The sequence below is a fragment of the Methanomassiliicoccales archaeon LGM-DZ1 genome, from assembly GCA_030168595.1.
Classification (GTDB): domain Archaea; phylum Thermoplasmatota; class Thermoplasmata; order Methanomassiliicoccales; family Methanomethylophilaceae; genus Methanomethylophilus.
In genome coordinates this window covers 1,533,526-1,550,487 of sequence record CP115556.1, presented here as the reverse complement: position 1 = coordinate 1,550,487, position 16,962 = coordinate 1,533,526, and the positions used below count along the sequence as shown (strand labels likewise).

Here is a 16,962-nt window from a genome sequence, read left to right as displayed (position 1 = left end):
ACGCATCAATATGCCAGAACTTCCCGAGATAGAAACGGTCAGGAGGAACGTCGCCCCTCTGGCCGTCGGGCGCCGGATCGTCTCAGTGAAGGCCGACGGCACCCGCATACTGAAGAACACGACGCCGGAGGGCATGCGGATGCTGGAGGGGAGCACCGTGACGGGGATCGGCAGGCGCGGGAAAGCGCTGATCATAAGCCATGACAGCGGAATTACCGCGGTCATCCGCTTCGGGATGACGGGGCAACTGTACGTCTGCCCCGCAGAGTTCCCTATAGAGAAGCACACGCACATCACGGCCTCCTTCGATGACGGCTCGCAGATGCGTTTCTCGGACATGCGGCGCTTCGGAGCAGTCTGGGTCTTCGGAAAGGGGGAGAAGGATGACTGTTCCGGGATCGGCTCGATGGGCCCGGAGCCCGGCGACCTATCTCTCACCGGCGAATACCTGTGCATGACGCTGTCCGGCAGGAGCACGCCTGTGCAGGCCGCTATCATGGACCAGTCCGCAGTGGCCGGCCTCGGCAACATCTGGGCGGGCGAGACCCTGTTCCGCGCCGGGATCTGCCCCCTGGACCCGTGCTCTTCGCTGAGCCCGAGCGATTGGGATGCTGTTGCGCACTGCATACGCGAGACCGTTGAGTTCGCGATAGCCAAGAACGCTGTCACCGCCGAGGACTACCTCGGGGGAAAGGGAAGGAAGTATTACGACATCGATTACCTGAACGTCTACGGACGGGAGGGGGAACCGTGCTCCGTGTGCGGAACGCCTCTGATACGCTCGCGCATCTGCGGCAGGAGCGCCTATTGGTGCCCCGAATGCCAGCCCCGGAAGCTGTAATAGCGCCCGTCCAGAGCCTGTCGGGTATCTTTATATGAACAGGTGGGATAACTCCCGACCATGGCAGACAAAAAGGGAGGCAGCATCGACTGGAACAAAACAGTGTTCCGCTCGATCACCACCAAACAGTTCGTGGCGATGATCATCGCCTTCGCGCTGGGCCTGATAATCCTCTGCATCGGACTGGGAGGATCGGTCATCGGATGGCTGCTGACCGCCGTCATCCTCTACATCTTCCCCAGGCTGACTAAGGTCAAGACCAGGGATATCGCGGCCTTCGGAGCTGTGTTCGCTGTCGTCGGGATCGTCGTAGGCGGTCTATCTGTGGCCCCCGAGTTCATCGACGCTAACAGCGACAAGACCCCGAGCGACCACGGCGCATTCTCCAATGTAACGTACACCTATACCGATGACGGCATCTACACCGTCGAGTTCGATTACAACACCGAAGGATACGAGGGCGACTCCATCGTCCTGTACACTGCGCACGTCAACCAGATCCTGTTCACCTATCCCCGGGCCGACTCGGCCGACGCCTATGTCATCAAGACCATCGAAAGCGGCGCGACCGCGCCTGCGAGCAGCAATACGGTGACCGTCACCAACGAGTCCGGCACCACCGGGCACGCAGTCTTCACCCTCAACGAGAAGACCCTCAGCACCGACACCCTCTGGGAGCTCGACCTGATCGTCGGAACCTGCTTCGATAAGGATGAGTCCTCCGGGACTGCCGTTTACACCTACAGGGACAGCGCATCGGACTGGGCCTTCGACAGCAGCTCTGTGTCCACCGCGAGCCTCACCGGCTACACCGGAGCGGACAAGAACGGCCCCAGCTTCGTCGGATGCGCCGATGCCATGCTGTACGTCATGATCATGTTCTTCCTCATAGTCGGAATGGTCTGGCTCATCAGGGACAGGGTCAACAAGACCAGGTCCAAGATGGAGAAGGAAGGCAGGCTGTACCCCCAGGGATACGGCAGGTGCGACAACTGCGGCGCGCTGATCCTCCCGGGAGAGATCAAGTGCAGGAAGTGCGGGACCTACATCAACCGCCCCGAATCCATGAAGCCGAAGAAGACCGACTTCTTCCAGTGCTCCGAATGCGGCGCCGAGGTCCCCTCCGATGCCAAGGTCTGCCCCAAGTGCGGAGCCAAGTTCGACGGCGAGGAGCAGGACATCGTGAAGTCCGACGGCAGCATCGAGAAAGTATCCGAGAGGGCCGTCTGCCCCGGATGCGGATGCGAGCTGCCTGACGGCGCAGAGGTCTGCCCCAAGTGCGGCAGGAAGCTCTGAAGCTGCAAAACGGGGGGAGCTCCCCCCCGAAACCCTTTGGCCCCGAACAGGGGCGGTTTTCATTGTTCTATGCTGAGATCTGATGAACAGGGCCCCAGCCCCTCAGCCTCATTACGATGCACGCATCACAGATGGCAGACACCGTTGAATGTGCCTGCCCCGTCGACCGCAAACACCCGCACCATGCGCAGATTTGAAACGATTGCCGGCACACGGCCGTATGCTGGTCCTGCAAGGGTGCACAGCCGGCCATACAGAAGAATGCGGAATGCGGATGCAATGGAAATATACTGTATGCTCAGGGTGTCGGAGAGCCCTGACTGTCACCCGATCTAACAGCCCTCTGAAGGCACTGCAAGCGCGGATAGGAGGAACAGCCGTGGATAAAGGCACAGAAGACGTCGGTGAAGCACAGCACTGCAGATGGGATTCCTATTAGGGGGGCCGATCGGCGCAGACTTGCTTCCGGAGTATACCCGGCATCACAGAATTATAGAGAAGAAGAAAAAGAAGGTTGGGCGCCCGAGGGCGCCCATTTTCAGTTTAAATCGGTTTCACATTCCGAACTTGGCCTTAACGTCAGCGTCGAACATCCAAACGAGCATGCAGATGTAGACGATGAAGTTGAGGATACCGACGATCAGGGAGATGATGAGCCCGACGCCGTCGCCGCCGAACATGCTCAGCAGAGCCGAGATGATGCAGATGATGAAGACGACGATGAGGACGACCCACATGACCTTGTCGAAGGTGGTGACGTTGCCGTCGGTGATCTTCTTGTAGACCCAGAGGATGATGATACCGATGATCAGATCGATGATTCCGGTAACGATGCTTCCTCCGATGTCGTCGAATCCGAAGGACCCGATGATGTAGAAGATACCGATAACAACGGTGGTGTATCCGACAACGTGGACGAGCTGGGTCAGGACTCCGAATTTGGAGGAGGTGTCCTCGCCGGAGGTGACTTCGAGCTTGTCGATGATCTTGTTGTGGACCTGCTTTCCACCGCGAATCTGCTGTCCGAATGCGAAGTAGATAATGGCGCAGATGAGCTCTCCGACTCCGAGGATAACCCAGCCAACAACCTCGTCGTTCATGTCGTCATCGACGAATGCTCCGACGAAGAGGATGATGGCTGCGATGATCTCGAGGATACCGATAGCCCATATTGCCGTTCCTACGGTTTTAGTGTCGTCAAGGAATGACATGAGTACGGAATTGCTTTTCCTATATGAATATTGTTGGTCTTACTGATTCCGAAAATGTAGAAGCGCCAATTCTCTGGGTATTATATTCGTACAATTTGATTCCCTGAAAACAGCGTCTGATTGTGGCATGTTCAATTGCACTTCTGGCTATCGCCGCAGGGTTCCTGCATGCCCTCTCTTCTCTGCCCCGTATCGGCCGCAGGCAGACTCCACCGTATGCTGGCATATGCCATGCCGAAACAATGTGCCAGATGATATACCGCTGATATCCTGGGCAACGATAATAAACTTCAATCCCATTGGAGGTCCGATGGGAAACGATACCGGGACGGCAAAGGCGTCCAGGACTCGGAGGGCTACCGCGGAGGAGCTCGCCGACAAACAGCATGAGATCTCCGTCACCGAATTTTTCGAGAAGAACAAGCAAATCCTCGGATTCGACTCGCGCGCCAAATCGCTCCTGATGGGAGTGAAGGAGGCGGTCGACAATTCGTTGGATGCCTGCGAGGAGGCCGAGATCCTCCCTGACGTGATTGTCAAGATATCGAAGGTCGGCGACGAGGATTTCCATGTCTCGATCGAGGACAACGGGCCCGGCATCGTGCACCGCGCCATGCCGAACGTCTTCGGGCGCCTGCTCTACGGCTCCCGCTTCCACGCCATGAGGCAGTCCAGGGGGCAGCAGGGTATCGGGATCTCCGCCACCGTCATGTACGCCAACGTGTCGACGGGGAGGCCCGCCCACATCGCTTCGAGGATCGAGGGCGAGGATGAGGTAGCCTGGGAGATGGACATCGCCGTCGATACGAAGACCAACCGCCCGATCGTTACCAACGACCGCCCGTTCCCCTGGGTCGACAAGGCCCACGGGACGCTCATAGAGTACACCACCAAAGGACGCTACATCACCGGGAAGCAGTCCATCTTCGAGTATCTGAAGGAGACTGCCATCGTCAACCCCCATGCCAGGATCGAGTTCCACGACCCCGACGGCAAGGTCTACACCTTCGAGAGGGCGACGGACATCATGCCGCCGAAGGCCGTCGAGATCAAGCCCCATCCTAAAGGCATGGAGATAGGCGACATGATGACCTATTCCTCCCTTTCGGAGCAGCCCACGGTCAGGGACTTCCTGAAGAACGACTTCTGCAGGATGACCGCCCGCATCGCCAACGACATCTGCAAGAAAGCAGGCGTCGACCCCGCATCGAAACCGGCGGACCTCGGCCGCGAGGGCAGCATGAAGCTCATCTCGGCCATCGCGGACACGAAGATCATGGAGCCGCCCGCCGACTGCCTCTCGCCCATAGGGGACATACTGATCAAGAAGGGGCTCATGCACATCCTCGACGGACTGCGCCCCGAATACTACGCGACCCCGGTCACCCGCCCCGCCCATGCGGTGTCCGGGAACCCGTTCACCGTCGAAGCAGGCATCGTCTACGGAGGCGAGATCCCCTCGGACGGGCAGGTGACCATCATGAGGTTCGCCAACCGCGTCCCCCTGCTCTACCAGCAGGGCGCGGACGTCATAACCAAGGCCGTCCAGGACTTCGACTGGCGCAGGTACGGCCTGGAGCAGAGAGGCGGGAAGGGCATGCCGTTCGGCCCCGCCATCATCCTCGTGCACGTCGCATCCACCAAGGTCCCGTTCACCTCCGAAGGGAAGGAGGCCATCGCCTCCATCCCGGAGATCTACGACGAGATCATCAACGCCCTCAGGCTGGTCGCCAGGAACCTCAAGTCGCACCTGAACAAGATGGAGCGCAAGAGCAAGACCCACGAGAAGTTCGACATCGTCCAGAAAATCCTCCCGGACCTGGCGAACAAGATCTCCGCCCAGCTCGGCAGGCCGGTGCCTGACCTCAGCCGCACCATCACGAAGATCATGAACGTGGTATGGATAGAGCCGAAGAAGGAGAAAACCGAGAAGGGGTACGCGATCAGCTACACCATCTACAACTACACGGTCCGCCCCCACACCTTCATGCTCCATGCCGCGCTCCCAGCCGACTGCGTCAACGAGCGCGTGACCGGATCGCCGTTCTACGACTCCTCGAACGAGGAAGGGAAGACGCAGTGGGTGGTGAGGGACCTGGAATCCTCCAAGTCCGTGCAGATCTCCTTCGAGCTCACCGGGGAGATGGCCGACACCTTCGACCCGGACGACATCTACGTCTCCGGGATCAATCCTGTCATAGTCATGGGCGCCGAGGCCCTGCCCGGGGACTGGGGCATCAAGGGCATGGAGATAACCGAGTCGGAGGAGGACGTCCCGGCGGACGACTCCGACGAAGAGTCCGAGAAGGAGGAGGAACTGGAAGAAGAGGAATTCGAGAAAGAGGAGGGAGACGAATGAACGACAGGCAGAAGGACGCGATGGAGAAGCTCACGGGGGTCGCCACCGGTGTGTACGATGCCCTGGACAGAGGGGACATCCCCACGATGACCCTCCCGCTGAGGTCGAAGAGGAACATCGAGTTCGACCCCATGACCCAGGTCTGGAAGTACGGCAGCATGAAGACCGTCAGGACCGCGAAGACGACCCAGGGCGCCACGACCATGCTGAGGACGGCCTACACCACCGACTTCATCAACGAGATGATCAGGGAGAACAAGTCCTCCACCCTAAGGGAGATGTACTACATCTCCGAGGGCTGGTACGCGGCCAAGTTCCACACACAGGACGAAGGCAACCTCCTGGCCGAGGACCTGGAGACCATGACCCACTGCATGAGGGAGGACTTCAAGCTCAGGCCCGAGGAGTCCGGCGCGCACGTCTACGGGAACGTCACCTTCCGCACCATGACGAAGAAGGGCATGAAGGACATCAACTGCATGGACGATGTGTCCGAGCAGGGCTTCGCCGTGCCCTACAGCGTCGAGAACGAGACCTTCCAGATCAAGAGCCAGGACGTCAAGTTCGTGATGGCCCTGGAGACAGGAGGTATGTACGCCAGGCTGATCGAGAACGGTTTCCCCGAGAGGGCGAACTGCTGCCTCGTCCACCTCTCCGGACAGCCCGCCAGGTCCACCAGGAGGCTCATAAAGAGACTGAACGAGGAGAACGGCCTCCCGGTCGTGGTCTTCACCGACGGCGACCCGTGGTCGTTCAGGATCTTCGCCTCCGTCGCCTACGGGGCCATCAAGACCGCGCACATCTCCGATTACCTGGCCACTCCCACCGCCCAGTTCATCGGCATCACCGCGTCAGACATCCTAAACTACGACCTCCCGACCGACAAGCTGAACGACAAGGATATCGGGGCCCTCCATGCGGAGCTCTCCGACCCGAGGTTCAACGACGAGTTCTGGGACAGCGAGATCCACGCCATGCTCGACATGGGGAAGAAAGCTGAGCAGCAGGCGCTGGCGAAGTACGGGCTGGATTACGTAACCGATACGTACCTCCCCGAGAAGCTGAGCGCCCTCGGTCTGCTGTGACGGTGGATGCGGCCGTCCGCTGATATCGGACGGCCGTCATGTCCCGGCATGACCGCCTGACAGACATACAGGCCTTATTTCGGACACCCGCGGGCGATCCACGTCCGCGCATGCTTCGGATGAAATGGAAAAAAAATCGGGGGACCCGGTCCCCCGGGGCCGCTCAGTTGTAAGCGGCCTGATTGAACCTATTTATGACGAACTGCTTGTCCATCGAGGCCAGGAAGGGACCGAGCCTCGGCCCCCTGTCCTTGCCGATGATGAGGTTGTAGATGACCTTGTAAGCGTTCTTCATGCCGATGGGCGAGGCCTTCCCGCACTCGGATATGATGTTGACGATGGTGTCAGAATCCCAGTTGCAGTCGTTCATCCTCGCCACCAGGGACTGCAGGAATCCCTTGTCGTTCATCATGAGCTTGGTGCCTGCGGGGATGGTCTTCTGGATCGAGAACTTGACCACGTCGGGAGCGAAGGCCATCAGCCAGAACTCGAGGCACTGGCACCTGACCTTCAGCCTTGCGATGTCGTCGGCAGAGGCATCGGAGAGGTCGACGGTCCTCTTCACGATCTCGAGCTGCTTCTCGAAGTCGCCGGGGGCCATCTGGACGACGTTGCACAGGTGCTTCATGGACACCTCGACGGGCTGCCTCTTGGGAACGTGGTTGTGCTGAGCGATCTCGTAGGCGCGGACGGCGTTCTCCTCCGCCTCGGAGTATTGCTTGGTGAAGTAGGCGACCTCCATGCGGTCGTACTCGTCGGCCATGTCGAGGAGGCCCAGGCCGGAGTCGTAATCGATGGCCCTGGACGGCAGGACCCTGAGGAACAGGTAGTTGAGGACCTCGGGAGGGGTCATCTTGATGGCGTCGAGGCCAGTGACGGACGAGCCGGTGGACTTGTGCATCTGCCCGACGCCCTTGAGCTGGACGAACTCATAGGGCACGGGGTACGGGGGCTCGCATCCGAAGATCTCCTTGACGATCCTCTTCCCGGTGTCGTAGGACCCTCCAGCGGCGGCGTGGTCCTTCCCGAAGGGCTCGGCGGAGGTGCCGAAGATCATCCACTTGGCCGGCCACTCGCATCTCCACGTCAGCTTGCCGTCGTCCGTGCGGATGTCAGCCTTGCCGTGGAACCCGCAGCTGCACTGGTACTCGACGTACGGGTACTCGTACGTGTCGAAGATGGGCTTGGTGTACCTGCCGCACTTCGAGCAGATGGGGTTGTACGGGGCGTAGTTGGGGTCGGCGGGCTTGCCGGAGACCTCGTGCAGGATCTGGATGATCTGCTGCCTCTTCTTGAACGTCAGGTCGATGGCCTTGTCGAACTTGCCCTCCCTGTAGAGGTCGGAGGTCCAGATGATCTCGCAGTGGACCCCGAGGTCGTTGACTGCATCGAGGAAAGGCTGCACGAAGTGGTGGGCGTAGTTCTTGTGCTTCCCGCAGGGGCAGGGTATCCTGCAGATGGGCATCCCGACGTATTTCTCGTACTCCGCCGGAAGGAAATCGTACCTCTTCCTGAGAGGATCGAAGGAATCGATGAGGTAGATGAGCCTGACGTCCTTCCCGAGCCCCTCGACGGCGCTCCTGATGGATTCTCCGGTGATTGCCTCCCTGAGGCTGCCTACATGAATGATGCCGGTGGGACTGATGCCGGTGGCGATGAGGGGATGCTCCGCCTTCTCGGCGATGTCCTTGGCGATTACGTCTGCCCAGTGCATTGCGATCGTGCGCGTCTAGGTGTATCTTATAAAAATTATTTGCCCAAATCCGGGCGTCCGGGAGGATCCGTTTCCGCGCCTATAAGGGAATATATTAAATACGGTCCTATGATACGAAAGCGCAATGGCAAAAGAAGACAAGGGCCAATCCTTCTCATCGTCCGCAGGGCTGATGAGGTACTTCGACTCCGAAGATCAGAAAGGAATCAAGGTAGGCCCCAGGACGGTCGTCGCCCTCGCGATAGCCTTCACCATCCTCATCATCGTCCTGCCTGTGTTCATCCCTGTGAACTGAGCGGGACTGGGGCATCGCCCCTATTTTCTTAAAGAACCGGCGGATGCGCGAAGCATCCGCTGCAATAATTATCATCGGCCTGTTATCTTGCTGGGTCTGTTCCGCCGGAACCTATTCCTTGCGGCTGAAAAAGAAAATAAAAAATGTTCCGGGCCGTTAGGCCCGGCGCCCCTTCATCAGATGGGGCAGTTGTTGTCCGTCTCCAGCTCCATGGCCTCGGGCGGGTACTTCTTCGCGTACAGCTTCGAGAGGATCGGAGGCGCGATTATGGTGGTGGCGACCGCCATCAGCACGATGACCGTGTACAGGGAGTTGGAAAGCGCAGGCGCGCCGTCCACGATGGTGTTCAGGCCGATGGAGGCGACGATTATGCCCACCTCTCCCCTGGGGATCATGCCCACGCCGACGATGTTGACAGAGCTCTTGGACAGGCTCCTGTCCGCGGCCTTGGCGCCGAGCCCGCAGCCGACGTACTTGCCGATCACCGCGAGTATTATGACCACCACCGCCTCGATGATGACCTCGGTGTCCTTCAAGTCGCTGATGTTGACCTGCATCCCGACGTGGAGGAAGAAGAACGAGATCATGAAGGTGGTCAGCACGTCCACCTTGTGGCTGAGGTTCCATTTCTCGGCGTAATCGGCGAACAGCATGCCGGCGAGGAAGGACCCGATGATGGCCGCCAGGCCGATGGACTCCGCCAGCCAGGCCATGAACAGGCAGACGAGGATGGCGATGGCGAACACATCGACTCCCTGGGTCTTCTCCTTCCTCCTCGCGTAGCCGGCCGCCTTGTCCACTATCTTCGGCATGGCGTACTTGGCGAAGGCGATGGCCACGAGGACGAACACCGCGGCCACGATTATGACCTCGGCCACTGCTCCGACGGATATGCCCCCGTCGGTCCCTGCGACCCCTTTGACGATCGCGAGGACGATCATGCCGAGAACATCATCGATGACGGCGGCGCCGATGATGATCCTCGATTCGAGCTTGTTCATCATCCCCATCTCCTTGATGACGCGGGCGGTGATGCCCACGGAGGTGGCGACCATGGCGGCGGCGAGGAACATCGCATGGTGGAAGTTCCCGTCGTTGAGCTCGATGTAGGCGTATCCGAGGATGAACGGGACGATGACACCCAGCACCGCGACGTACATGGCGCTCTTGCCCACTTTCAGCAGGTCGTTGACCTTGGTCTCCAGGCCTACCGAGAACAGCAGGAAGATGACGCCGAGCTCGCTCAGAGCATAGAGCACGGAATAATTGGTGTTCGTGGAGTCCTCCCCGGGCTCCGGCATGATCAGTTCCAGGCCGTCCTCGAGCAGCGACCAGTCCCCGAATGTCAGGTTGGCGATGATTATGCCGACGATTATCTCCCCGATAAGGCCGGGGATGCCGAAGTGCTCAACGACACGGTTTCCGATGCGTGCCAAGAAGAAGAGCACTACCAGCATCAGAAGGATCGGAAGCAGTTCCATGGGGAAGAGATATCTGGATTGGGCTTATAAAACGCACGAGTCCGCGCGCGCGGAATGACGGAAAAGGAACAGCGGAAGATGTTTCCGGGCCGGGGAGGCCCGGCAGGTTCAGTGCCTCAGGGACCTCAGGTCGCCGGTGAAGCGGTAGGGGACGTACCCCATCTTCATCAGGACCGGGGGGATCTGGACTGCGGCGCGGGGAGCCTCCCTGGGCTGGGGCTTCATCCTGATCTTGAACCTGCGGTCATAGCCCTCGAGGCCGTCCTCGGGGAGCTCCGAGTCATCGTCGGAGGTGCAGTCCATGGAGAGGATCTCGTCGCTGAGCATGTCGCCCCTGGCCGTGAACAGCAGGTCGCGGTCGAGGTCGACGATCTCGGTGACGGTCCTGGTCCTGACGCCGGACACGGTGCCGGTCATCCTGGTCTCGGCGACATTGAGCGGCGAGGAGGGGACGATGTAGTCTATGTCCTCTCCGGCCGCGATGCCTTCGGAGGACGGCTCCGGGAAGGGCTGGCGCTCGGACGCCTCCGCCTCGAGCTCCTCGAGGGTCTTCTTGGGCAGCCTGGGAACGGCCACCACGGTGCTGGTGACCGGCGCGGATGCGGAAGGAGCGGGCAGGACAGGCACCTCGGCCGCCGCGGCGATGGCAGGCGCGGAGGCTGCAGGCGCACCGAGGGCCTCGACGGAGACCGCGGCAGGAAGTGCCAGCATGCCGGTCTCCGGGATCCTGTACGGATGTGCGGGCTGCTCCGGCTCGGAAGGCGCCTCAGCGGCGGCGGGGACCTCTGCTGCGGGAACCGCCTCAGCGGCCTCGCTGAGGAGGGCCGCGTCTACGCTGCTCTCCTCGTACTCAGACTGCTCGGCCGCGATGGCCTCGGGGCGGACGAAGGCGCTTGCCTCTTCGATCGCGGCATAGAGGGCCTCTGCGTCGGTGCTTGCGATGGCCAGCTGGAACATGATGTCGTCAGTGCTGATCTCGGGCTCGGCAGAGTCCTCTGCAGGTGCCTCGGGGACCTCCGCTGCAGGCTCGGCGGGAACGGATACCTCAGCAATCTCAGGGACCTCCGCCTCGGGAACAGCGGCAGCCTCGGCAGGAGCTTCCGATGCTGCTGCCGCAGGAACGGCGGGGGCCTCCTCGGTCAGGTCGGAGACACTGACAGCCGCTGGAACCTCGGGAATCTCTGTGACGGGAGCCGCCTCAGGCTCTGCAGGCACCTCCTCGATGACGGCGACAGGGGCCTCGGGAACCTCTGCGGAAACCTCGGCAGCGGGCGCTTCCTCGGTCAGATCGGAAACAGCGGCAGCGACAGGGACCTCCGGGACCTCCGCTGCAGGGGCTGCCTCGGCGGGCGCGGTCTTCCCTATGTCCATGAGACCGTCGGGGACAGCATCATCGCTGTACTGGTTGATCGGCTCGCCTGTGATGACCTCGGTCTTGGTATAATCGACGCGCTTGTACTCGGGCCTCTTCCTCTGGAACATAAAGGGCATGTCCTCATCGGTCTCGGCGGCGGGGGCCTCGGTGGTCTCGAAGCCCTTCATCTGGTCGTCGTAGACCGGCCTGTACACGGGCGTGTACTCCGGCGTTCCGCCGAAGTCCGCGTCCTCGGACTGCTTCCTGATGTAGACGGGCGAGCCGTTCCCGTCCTTCCCCTCATAGCCTGCTCCGAGCCCGCGGGCCGAAGGAGACGATATGCGGGCCGTGCGCTGAGAGCTGAAGTCCCTGGGCTCGAGCTCCTCGTCCTCGTTCTCGACGGAGAGCCTGATGCGCCGCCCCAGAGTCTTAAGCTTGCCGGCTATCTTCGAAAAAACAGCGCTGACGCTGTCCGCTAATGCATTTCCCGAGTGCATTTGAATCCATCCGCCAACTCTATCGGAAAGTCGATATTTAATAGATTCTCCGAGCATGTGCTGGACGGAGCGCGACGGCCGCGCGGACGGGAAGCCATCGCTTGTAAAAAATCGGCATCTGGCTATGTTCTCGGAGGGTCACCCGCTCACGAATCTGACGTAGTCCGCCTTCCCTGTGCGCTCTATCTCCCGGAGCATCTCCTTGAGGTCCTCGGCGTCGCAGGAGATCACCATCACCTCGAGGCATTTCTTGTTCTTCAGGTGAGAATGGAGCTGCGTCTTGATGGCGTCCTGATGCTTTGCTTGGATTATGCTCATCCACGGGTCCGAATGGTCGCGGCGGATGGTGATGAGAACCCCCTCCGTCAGGCCTTTCAGATTCTCCATGTCGTCCATCTTCTCTATCTCGGACGCGATGGCCGCACGGACAGCCTCCGAGCGCCCGCTGAATCCGAATGTCTCCTGTATCCTGTCGAGCTCGGCAATGTTCTCCTCGCTGAGGGAAACGCTCACAATCGCCATGTCCGAGTTACACATGTGGATGTTATTAAGAGATTGCAAACCGATTAATAACATAGAAGCCGCACGGAAGCGTTTGTTAATAACAAGTCAAACATCTTTTAATAATAAAAGAAGGGAATGGGCGGAGCATGAACGACGACACCGCGATCATAGTGTTCGCACTGGTCATATTCGCGGTCACCCTGGCGGCCGCGAGGATCCCCTTCATCATCGGAAGGGAGAAGCACAGGGACCTGCACCGCCTGATCACGTTCAGCGCGGGAGTGATGGTCGGAGTGCTGTTCCTTATGCTGCTCCCGGAGGCCCTCGAGAGGAGCTGGGACAACGGAGTCTCCGAGGACACCATGGCCGTCGCCATGCTCTGCGGGTTCCTCCTGCTGTTCGTAGCGGATTTCCTGGTCAAGAAATATCTGATGAAAGAAGATGCCTGCGAGGAGACGGAGCACGACATCACGTCGCTCTCGGCCTTCATCGGCCTCGCGATCCATTCCTTCTTCGACGGCCTCGCCCTCGCGGCGGCGTTCATCGCCGGAGAGGATGTCGGCATCATGGTGCTCATAGCCCTGTGCCTCCACAAGTCCGTGGTGGTGTTCTCCCTGTCCTCCACCATGCTCATGTCCCACAGCCACAACCGTGCCTGGCTGTACCTTGTCGCTTTCAGCGCCATATCCCCGCTGGCCGCCATCGTGTCGTACTTCGCCATGGACACCGGCGGGCTCGAGACCGCCGGCATCGCGCTGTGCTTCTCCGTCGGCATCTTCGCCTTCGTGACCATGTGCGACATGATCCCGGAGGCGTTCCGCCACGAGAAGAGGGACAACACGCAGATGCTGATCTTCCTGATCGGGATAGCCATCTGCTTCGCCGTCGCCCTGGTCAGCGAATCGCTGATGGGCGGCGTCGATATCTGAGCCGGGAGAGGGGCGCAGGCCCCTTTCCGGCCCGTTCTGTTTTACAATCGGGCCTTCTTCCCGGAGCCCCACGCTTCGCATCTTTTCAGGAAGCGGTAGGGGACTTCGGGATTGGAATAATAATAGAGATGAGGGAACCCGACCGATATGTTCCCCTCCTCATGGCCGCAGTCGTAGACCTTGCCGGACGTCTTCACGCCCTTCCACGAGCTGCCGCAGTTGGAACTGTCCCAGTAGTGGAACTCGTGGCCTTTCACCCCGCCTGCGATGATGGATCCCGGGTCCTCCGACGAGAGGGTGACGTAGCCGAACCTCTTCAGGTGCCCCGTGTTCCTGACCTCTCCCTTGATTATGCCGGCCATCGGCCATACCTTCCCGTCGGCGTCCTCCATCCTCTCGTGGAGGTACATGAAGCCGCCGCACTCGGCGAGGACGGGCATCCCGGCGCCGATCTTCCTGCGCATGTCCTCGAGCATGGATGTGTTGCCGCTGAGCTCGGCGCCGTGCAGCTCCGGATACCCTCCGGAGAGGATTATGCCCTCCACGCCGTCCGGTATGCGGGCATCCCTCATGGGCGAGAAGGGGACGATCTCGGCCCCGCACTCCTGCAGGAGCAGAATGTTGTCGGCATAGGTGAAGCAGAACGCCTCGTCGGAGGCCAGGCCGACCTTCACCGTCCTGTCCAGCTTCCCGTGGGCGGGAGCCTCGCCGGAGATCTCCGGAGCGGTCCCGGCGATCTCGATGATCCTCCCGATGTCCAGAGATTCCTCGAGGATGCCGGCCAGTTTGTTCAGGCCGTCCCTGAGCTCCTCCACTTCATCAGGGAGAACAAGCCCGAGATGCCTGCTGCTGAGCACCATGTCCTTCAGCTTGGGTATGTATCCGATAACTTCGACCCCGGTCTCCTTCTCGATTACCGGCTTCAGCGAAGCGAAGGTCTGGGCGCTGACGTTGTTCAGGATGCAGCCCCTGATGAGGTTGGGCCTGAAGTCCCTGAAGCCCTTGACCATAGCTGCGATGGAGATCGCAGCCCCGCGGCCGTTGACCAGCAGTATCACGGGAGTCTGGGTCTTCTCTGATATCTCATACGACGAGCCGATCACGGAGTCAGTCGACCTGCCGTCGTAGAAGCCCATGACCGCCTCGATGACCGAGATGTCCGTCCCCTCGGACCCGCGCACGAACAGGTAGCGGAGCGTTCCGTCGTCGGTGAAGAAGCTGTCGAGGTTCCTGGACTTGGTCCCGATGACCTTCTCATGGAACATCGGGTCGATGTAATCGGGCCCGCACTTGAACGACGAGACCTTCATCTTCCGGTTGACCAGCGCCTGCAGGATTCCGCAGACGGCGGTGGTCTTCCCGCTCCCCGACGAGGGCGCGGCGATCATCACGCGGGGACGGACGCTCAGTTCCCGCGCCCCCTGAAGACCGCTATGTACACGGGGTTCTGCGCCGTCATGAGGCTGTAGCGGCCGAGATGCCTCGCGCCCGCGGCGTTCACGCAGACGATCTCCTCCTGGTCGGCGGCGCAGGCCTTGGGTATCTCCAGGATCTCGGAGAGGGTCTCGAGGGTGACGGCATTGACCGCTATCCGGCAGGACGGGTTCTTGGCCAGGATGCAGGAGACGATCTCCTTCAGGTTCCCGGAGGACCCTCCGATGAACGCATGGGTGGGGGCCGGAAGGCCTTCCAGCGCCTCGGGGGCGAAGCCTTTGACGATCTCGACATTGGGCGCCCCCAGCTTCTTCCTGTTGGCATCGATGAGATCCGCGGCCGCTTCCTCCTTCTCCACCGCATAGACCCTGCCGCGGTATGCCGCCAGCGCCATCTCTACCGATACGGAGCCGGTCCCCGCCCCCACATCGTAGACGACGGAATCGGGGGAGAGCCTCAGCTTGGCCACGGACAGCGACCTGATCTCGGACTTGGTCATGGGGGCATCGCCCCTGATGAAATCTGCATCCGGGATGCCGATCGGGTCCCTGGTGTCGGGCCTCGGGTTGAACACAAGGGCGCAGCACAGATTGCCAAGCTCGGCCTTCAGGATGTCCGCGGGATGCCCGCTGACGAACATCTCCTCCGGGTATCCGAGGTCGCAGCCGACATCGACCGATACATCTTCCAGACCGTACCCGTTCAGCTGCCTGCAGACCTCCCTGGTCCCTTCGGCGCCGTTCAGTATCAGGAAAGATACGGGGTGGGTCCTGACCTCTCCCGCCGCGTTCGCGTCCCTTCCGTGGGCGCTGACCAGGTTCACGTCCTGCCACGGGATGCCCGCGCGGGCGCACATGTACTGCACTGACGAGATGCCGCAGTGGGCCTCGGTCTCGAACTCCTCCGGGTCGGCCTGCTCCAGCATCTGCCGGGCGGCGCTGTAGAACCCGACGTCGCCGGAGCACAGCAGGGCGGCATTCCTGTACTCGGGATGGTCCTTCAGATATGCCAGTATCTTCGGCGCGGCATATTCCTCGAGCTTCGGCTTGCCTTCGGCCTCCGGGATAGCCAGCATGCGTCCTGCTCCGACGACGAGATCGCTGGAGCGGACGGCCTCGGCCGCGGCGGAGGTCAGGCCGGTCCCGGGGCCCACGCCGATGCCGACGACGGCGATGCGGCGCTTGGGCATCTGCAGAGGGACACCAAGCTTCTCCTCCAGGATGCGGACGGTCTCCGCGAAGCCCTGCCCCGGCTGCTCGGGGGGCCTGCCGACGAGGACGACCCTGGCGCCTGCGCGGGCGGCGGCGCGCATCTTCTCGCCGAAACCGCCGGGGACGCCGGAGTCCTTGGTCACCAGCCATTTGGCGCCGGTCTGCAGGAGCATGCCGTAGTCGAGCTCCTCGCAGAACGGGCCCTGCATGAGGAAGATGTTCTTCCCCTCGAACCCCAGGGCCGCGCACTCCTCGGCCACCTTGGGGAGCGAGAGGACGCGGGCGAACACCCTGTTCCGGTAATCCGGTATGGCCGTGTACTCCGAAAGCTCCTTGGATCCGGTCGTGGCGAGGATGTTCCCTTCCTTGTCACTGAGGTACTCGGCGGCCTCCCTGACCGATCCGACTATTACAGCGCCGCCGGCATCGGACCCGGGGCGGACCAGCCTTATGTAGTCCGCGCCTGCCTCCGCGCATGCTTCCCTGACGTGCTGAGATATCCTCGACGCATAGGGATGGGTGGCGTCGACCACCACAGGATACTCCTTCATCAGGGCGAGCATCTCATCATGTGCCAGCGGGTGCGCGGAGACCTCGATGCCCTCCGCTTTCCGGACGGATGTCCTGCCGTATTCGGTGGCCACGCAGGCATGAACCTTCACGCCCGCCGCGGCCAGAACCTCTGTTATGTCCCCGCCTTCGGTGGTGCCCGCGAAGACCAGTGCCTTTGCCATGCTCCGGCATATGGGCT

General features: G+C 61.1%; 13 protein-coding genes. 6 read left to right on the top strand and 7 right to left on the bottom strand.

Features of this window, described 5'->3' with window-relative positions; translation table 11 throughout:
- The first annotated feature begins 10 nt into the window (after window positions 1-10).
- Window positions 11-841, top strand: a complete 831-nt coding sequence (mutM, locus tag O8W32_07760; protein ID WII09057.1) for a bifunctional DNA-formamidopyrimidine glycosylase/DNA-(apurinic or apyrimidinic site) lyase — start codon at window positions 11-13, stop codon at window positions 839-841.
- A gap of 60 nt (window positions 842-901) precedes the next feature.
- Complete coding sequence (locus tag O8W32_07755; protein ID WII09056.1) at window positions 902-2,137, top strand: zinc ribbon domain-containing protein; 1,236 nt, start codon at window positions 902-904, stop codon at window positions 2,135-2,137.
- A gap of 554 nt (window positions 2,138-2,691) precedes the next feature.
- On the opposite strand, the gene O8W32_07750 is transcribed toward O8W32_07755, so the two are convergent.
- The gene (locus O8W32_07750; protein ID WII09055.1) at window positions 2,692-3,348 is read right to left on the bottom strand and encodes a hypothetical protein; all 657 of its coding nucleotides are present in this window, start codon (window positions 3,346-3,348) and stop codon (window positions 2,692-2,694) included.
- Window positions 3,349-3,658: 310 nt separating this feature from the next.
- On the opposite strand from O8W32_07750, the gene O8W32_07745 reads away from it, so the two are divergent.
- Entirely contained in the window at window positions 3,659-5,707 is a 2,049-nt protein-coding gene (locus tag O8W32_07745) for a DNA topoisomerase VI subunit B (protein WII09054.1), read from the top strand.
- Window positions 5,704-6,792 (top strand): DNA topoisomerase IV subunit A, encoded by a 1,089-nt coding sequence (locus O8W32_07740; GenBank protein WII09053.1) that lies wholly within the window; start codon window positions 5,704-5,706, stop codon window positions 6,790-6,792. Before O8W32_07745 ends, O8W32_07740 begins: the two co-directional genes overlap by 4 nt.
- Before the next feature lie 163 nt (window positions 6,793-6,955).
- Here O8W32_07740 and lysS read toward each other — a convergent pair whose 3' ends face one another.
- Window positions 6,956-8,506: a lysine--tRNA ligase gene (gene lysS, locus O8W32_07735; GenBank protein WII09052.1), complete on the bottom strand. Its 1,551-nt coding sequence runs from the start codon at window positions 8,504-8,506 to the stop codon at window positions 6,956-6,958.
- Window positions 8,507-8,630: 124 nt separating this feature from the next.
- Here lysS and O8W32_07730 point away from each other — a divergent pair, with 124 nt between their 5' ends.
- Window positions 8,631-8,801 carry a preprotein translocase subunit Sec61beta gene (locus tag O8W32_07730; GenBank protein WII09051.1) on the top strand — a complete coding sequence of 57 codons (171 nt, stop codon included), beginning with the start codon at window positions 8,631-8,633 and terminating at the stop codon, window positions 8,799-8,801.
- Window positions 8,802-8,977: 176 nt separating this feature from the next.
- Here O8W32_07730 and O8W32_07725 read toward each other — a convergent pair whose 3' ends face one another.
- The 3 genes from O8W32_07725 to O8W32_07715 form a co-directional block, all read right to left on the bottom strand.
- A complete protein-coding gene (locus O8W32_07725) occupies window positions 8,978-10,282 on the bottom strand; it encodes a cation:proton antiporter (protein ID WII09050.1) in 1,305 nt (434 codons plus the stop codon).
- Window positions 10,283-10,390: 108 nt separating this feature from the next.
- A complete protein-coding gene (locus tag O8W32_07720) occupies window positions 10,391-12,133 on the bottom strand; it encodes a hypothetical protein (GenBank protein WII09049.1) in 1,743 nt (580 codons plus the stop codon).
- Window positions 12,134-12,271: 138 nt separating this feature from the next.
- Window positions 12,272-12,655: a CopG family ribbon-helix-helix protein gene (locus O8W32_07715; GenBank protein ID WII09048.1), complete on the bottom strand. Its 384-nt coding sequence runs from the start codon at window positions 12,653-12,655 to the stop codon at window positions 12,272-12,274.
- 128 nt (window positions 12,656-12,783) lie between these two features.
- Between O8W32_07715 and O8W32_07710 the strand changes: the two genes are divergently transcribed.
- Entirely contained in the window at window positions 12,784-13,566 is a 783-nt protein-coding gene (locus O8W32_07710; GenBank protein WII09047.1) for a ZIP family metal transporter, read from the top strand.
- A gap of 41 nt (window positions 13,567-13,607) precedes the next feature.
- Here the strand turns inward: O8W32_07710 and O8W32_07705 are convergent, their stop codons facing one another.
- On the bottom strand, window positions 13,608-14,954 hold the full coding sequence (locus O8W32_07705) for a cobyrinate a,c-diamide synthase (protein WII09046.1): 1,347 nt from the start codon (window positions 14,952-14,954) through the stop codon (window positions 13,608-13,610).
- 17 nt (window positions 14,955-14,971) lie between these two features.
- Window positions 14,972-16,945 (bottom strand): precorrin-6A reductase, encoded by a 1,974-nt coding sequence (cobK, locus tag O8W32_07700; protein WII09045.1) that lies wholly within the window; start codon window positions 16,943-16,945, stop codon window positions 14,972-14,974.
- Window positions 16,946-16,962: the final 17 nt, after the last annotated feature.

Excerpts from the sequence above, each read along its gene's own strand:
- mutM (WII09057.1), top strand. The coding sequence starts at position 11 with ATGCCAGAACTTCCCGAGATAGAAACGGTCAGGAGGAACGTCGCCCCT.
- O8W32_07755 (WII09056.1), top strand. The coding sequence starts at position 902 with ATGGCAGACAAAAAGGGAGGCAGCATCGACTGGAACAAAACAGTGTTC.
- O8W32_07750 (WII09055.1), bottom strand. The coding sequence starts at position 3,348 with ATGTCATTCCTTGACGACACTAAAACCGTAGGAACGGCAATATGGGCT.
- O8W32_07745 (WII09054.1), top strand. The coding sequence starts at position 3,659 with ATGGGAAACGATACCGGGACGGCAAAGGCGTCCAGGACTCGGAGGGCT.
- O8W32_07740 (WII09053.1), top strand. The coding sequence starts at position 5,704 with ATGAACGACAGGCAGAAGGACGCGATGGAGAAGCTCACGGGGGTCGCC.
- lysS (WII09052.1), bottom strand. The coding sequence starts at position 8,506 with ATGCACTGGGCAGACGTAATCGCCAAGGACATCGCCGAGAAGGCGGAG.
- O8W32_07730 (WII09051.1), top strand. The coding sequence starts at position 8,631 with ATGGCAAAAGAAGACAAGGGCCAATCCTTCTCATCGTCCGCAGGGCTG.
- O8W32_07725 (WII09050.1), bottom strand. The coding sequence starts at position 10,282 with ATGGAACTGCTTCCGATCCTTCTGATGCTGGTAGTGCTCTTCTTCTTG.
- O8W32_07720 (WII09049.1), bottom strand. The coding sequence starts at position 12,133 with ATGCACTCGGGAAATGCATTAGCGGACAGCGTCAGCGCTGTTTTTTCG.
- O8W32_07715 (WII09048.1), bottom strand. The coding sequence starts at position 12,655 with ATGGCGATTGTGAGCGTTTCCCTCAGCGAGGAGAACATTGCCGAGCTC.
- O8W32_07710 (WII09047.1), top strand. The coding sequence starts at position 12,784 with ATGAACGACGACACCGCGATCATAGTGTTCGCACTGGTCATATTCGCG.
- O8W32_07705 (WII09046.1), bottom strand. The coding sequence starts at position 14,954 with ATGATCGCCGCGCCCTCGTCGGGGAGCGGGAAGACCACCGCCGTCTGC.
- cobK (WII09045.1), bottom strand. The coding sequence starts at position 16,945 with ATGGCAAAGGCACTGGTCTTCGCGGGCACCACCGAAGGCGGGGACATA.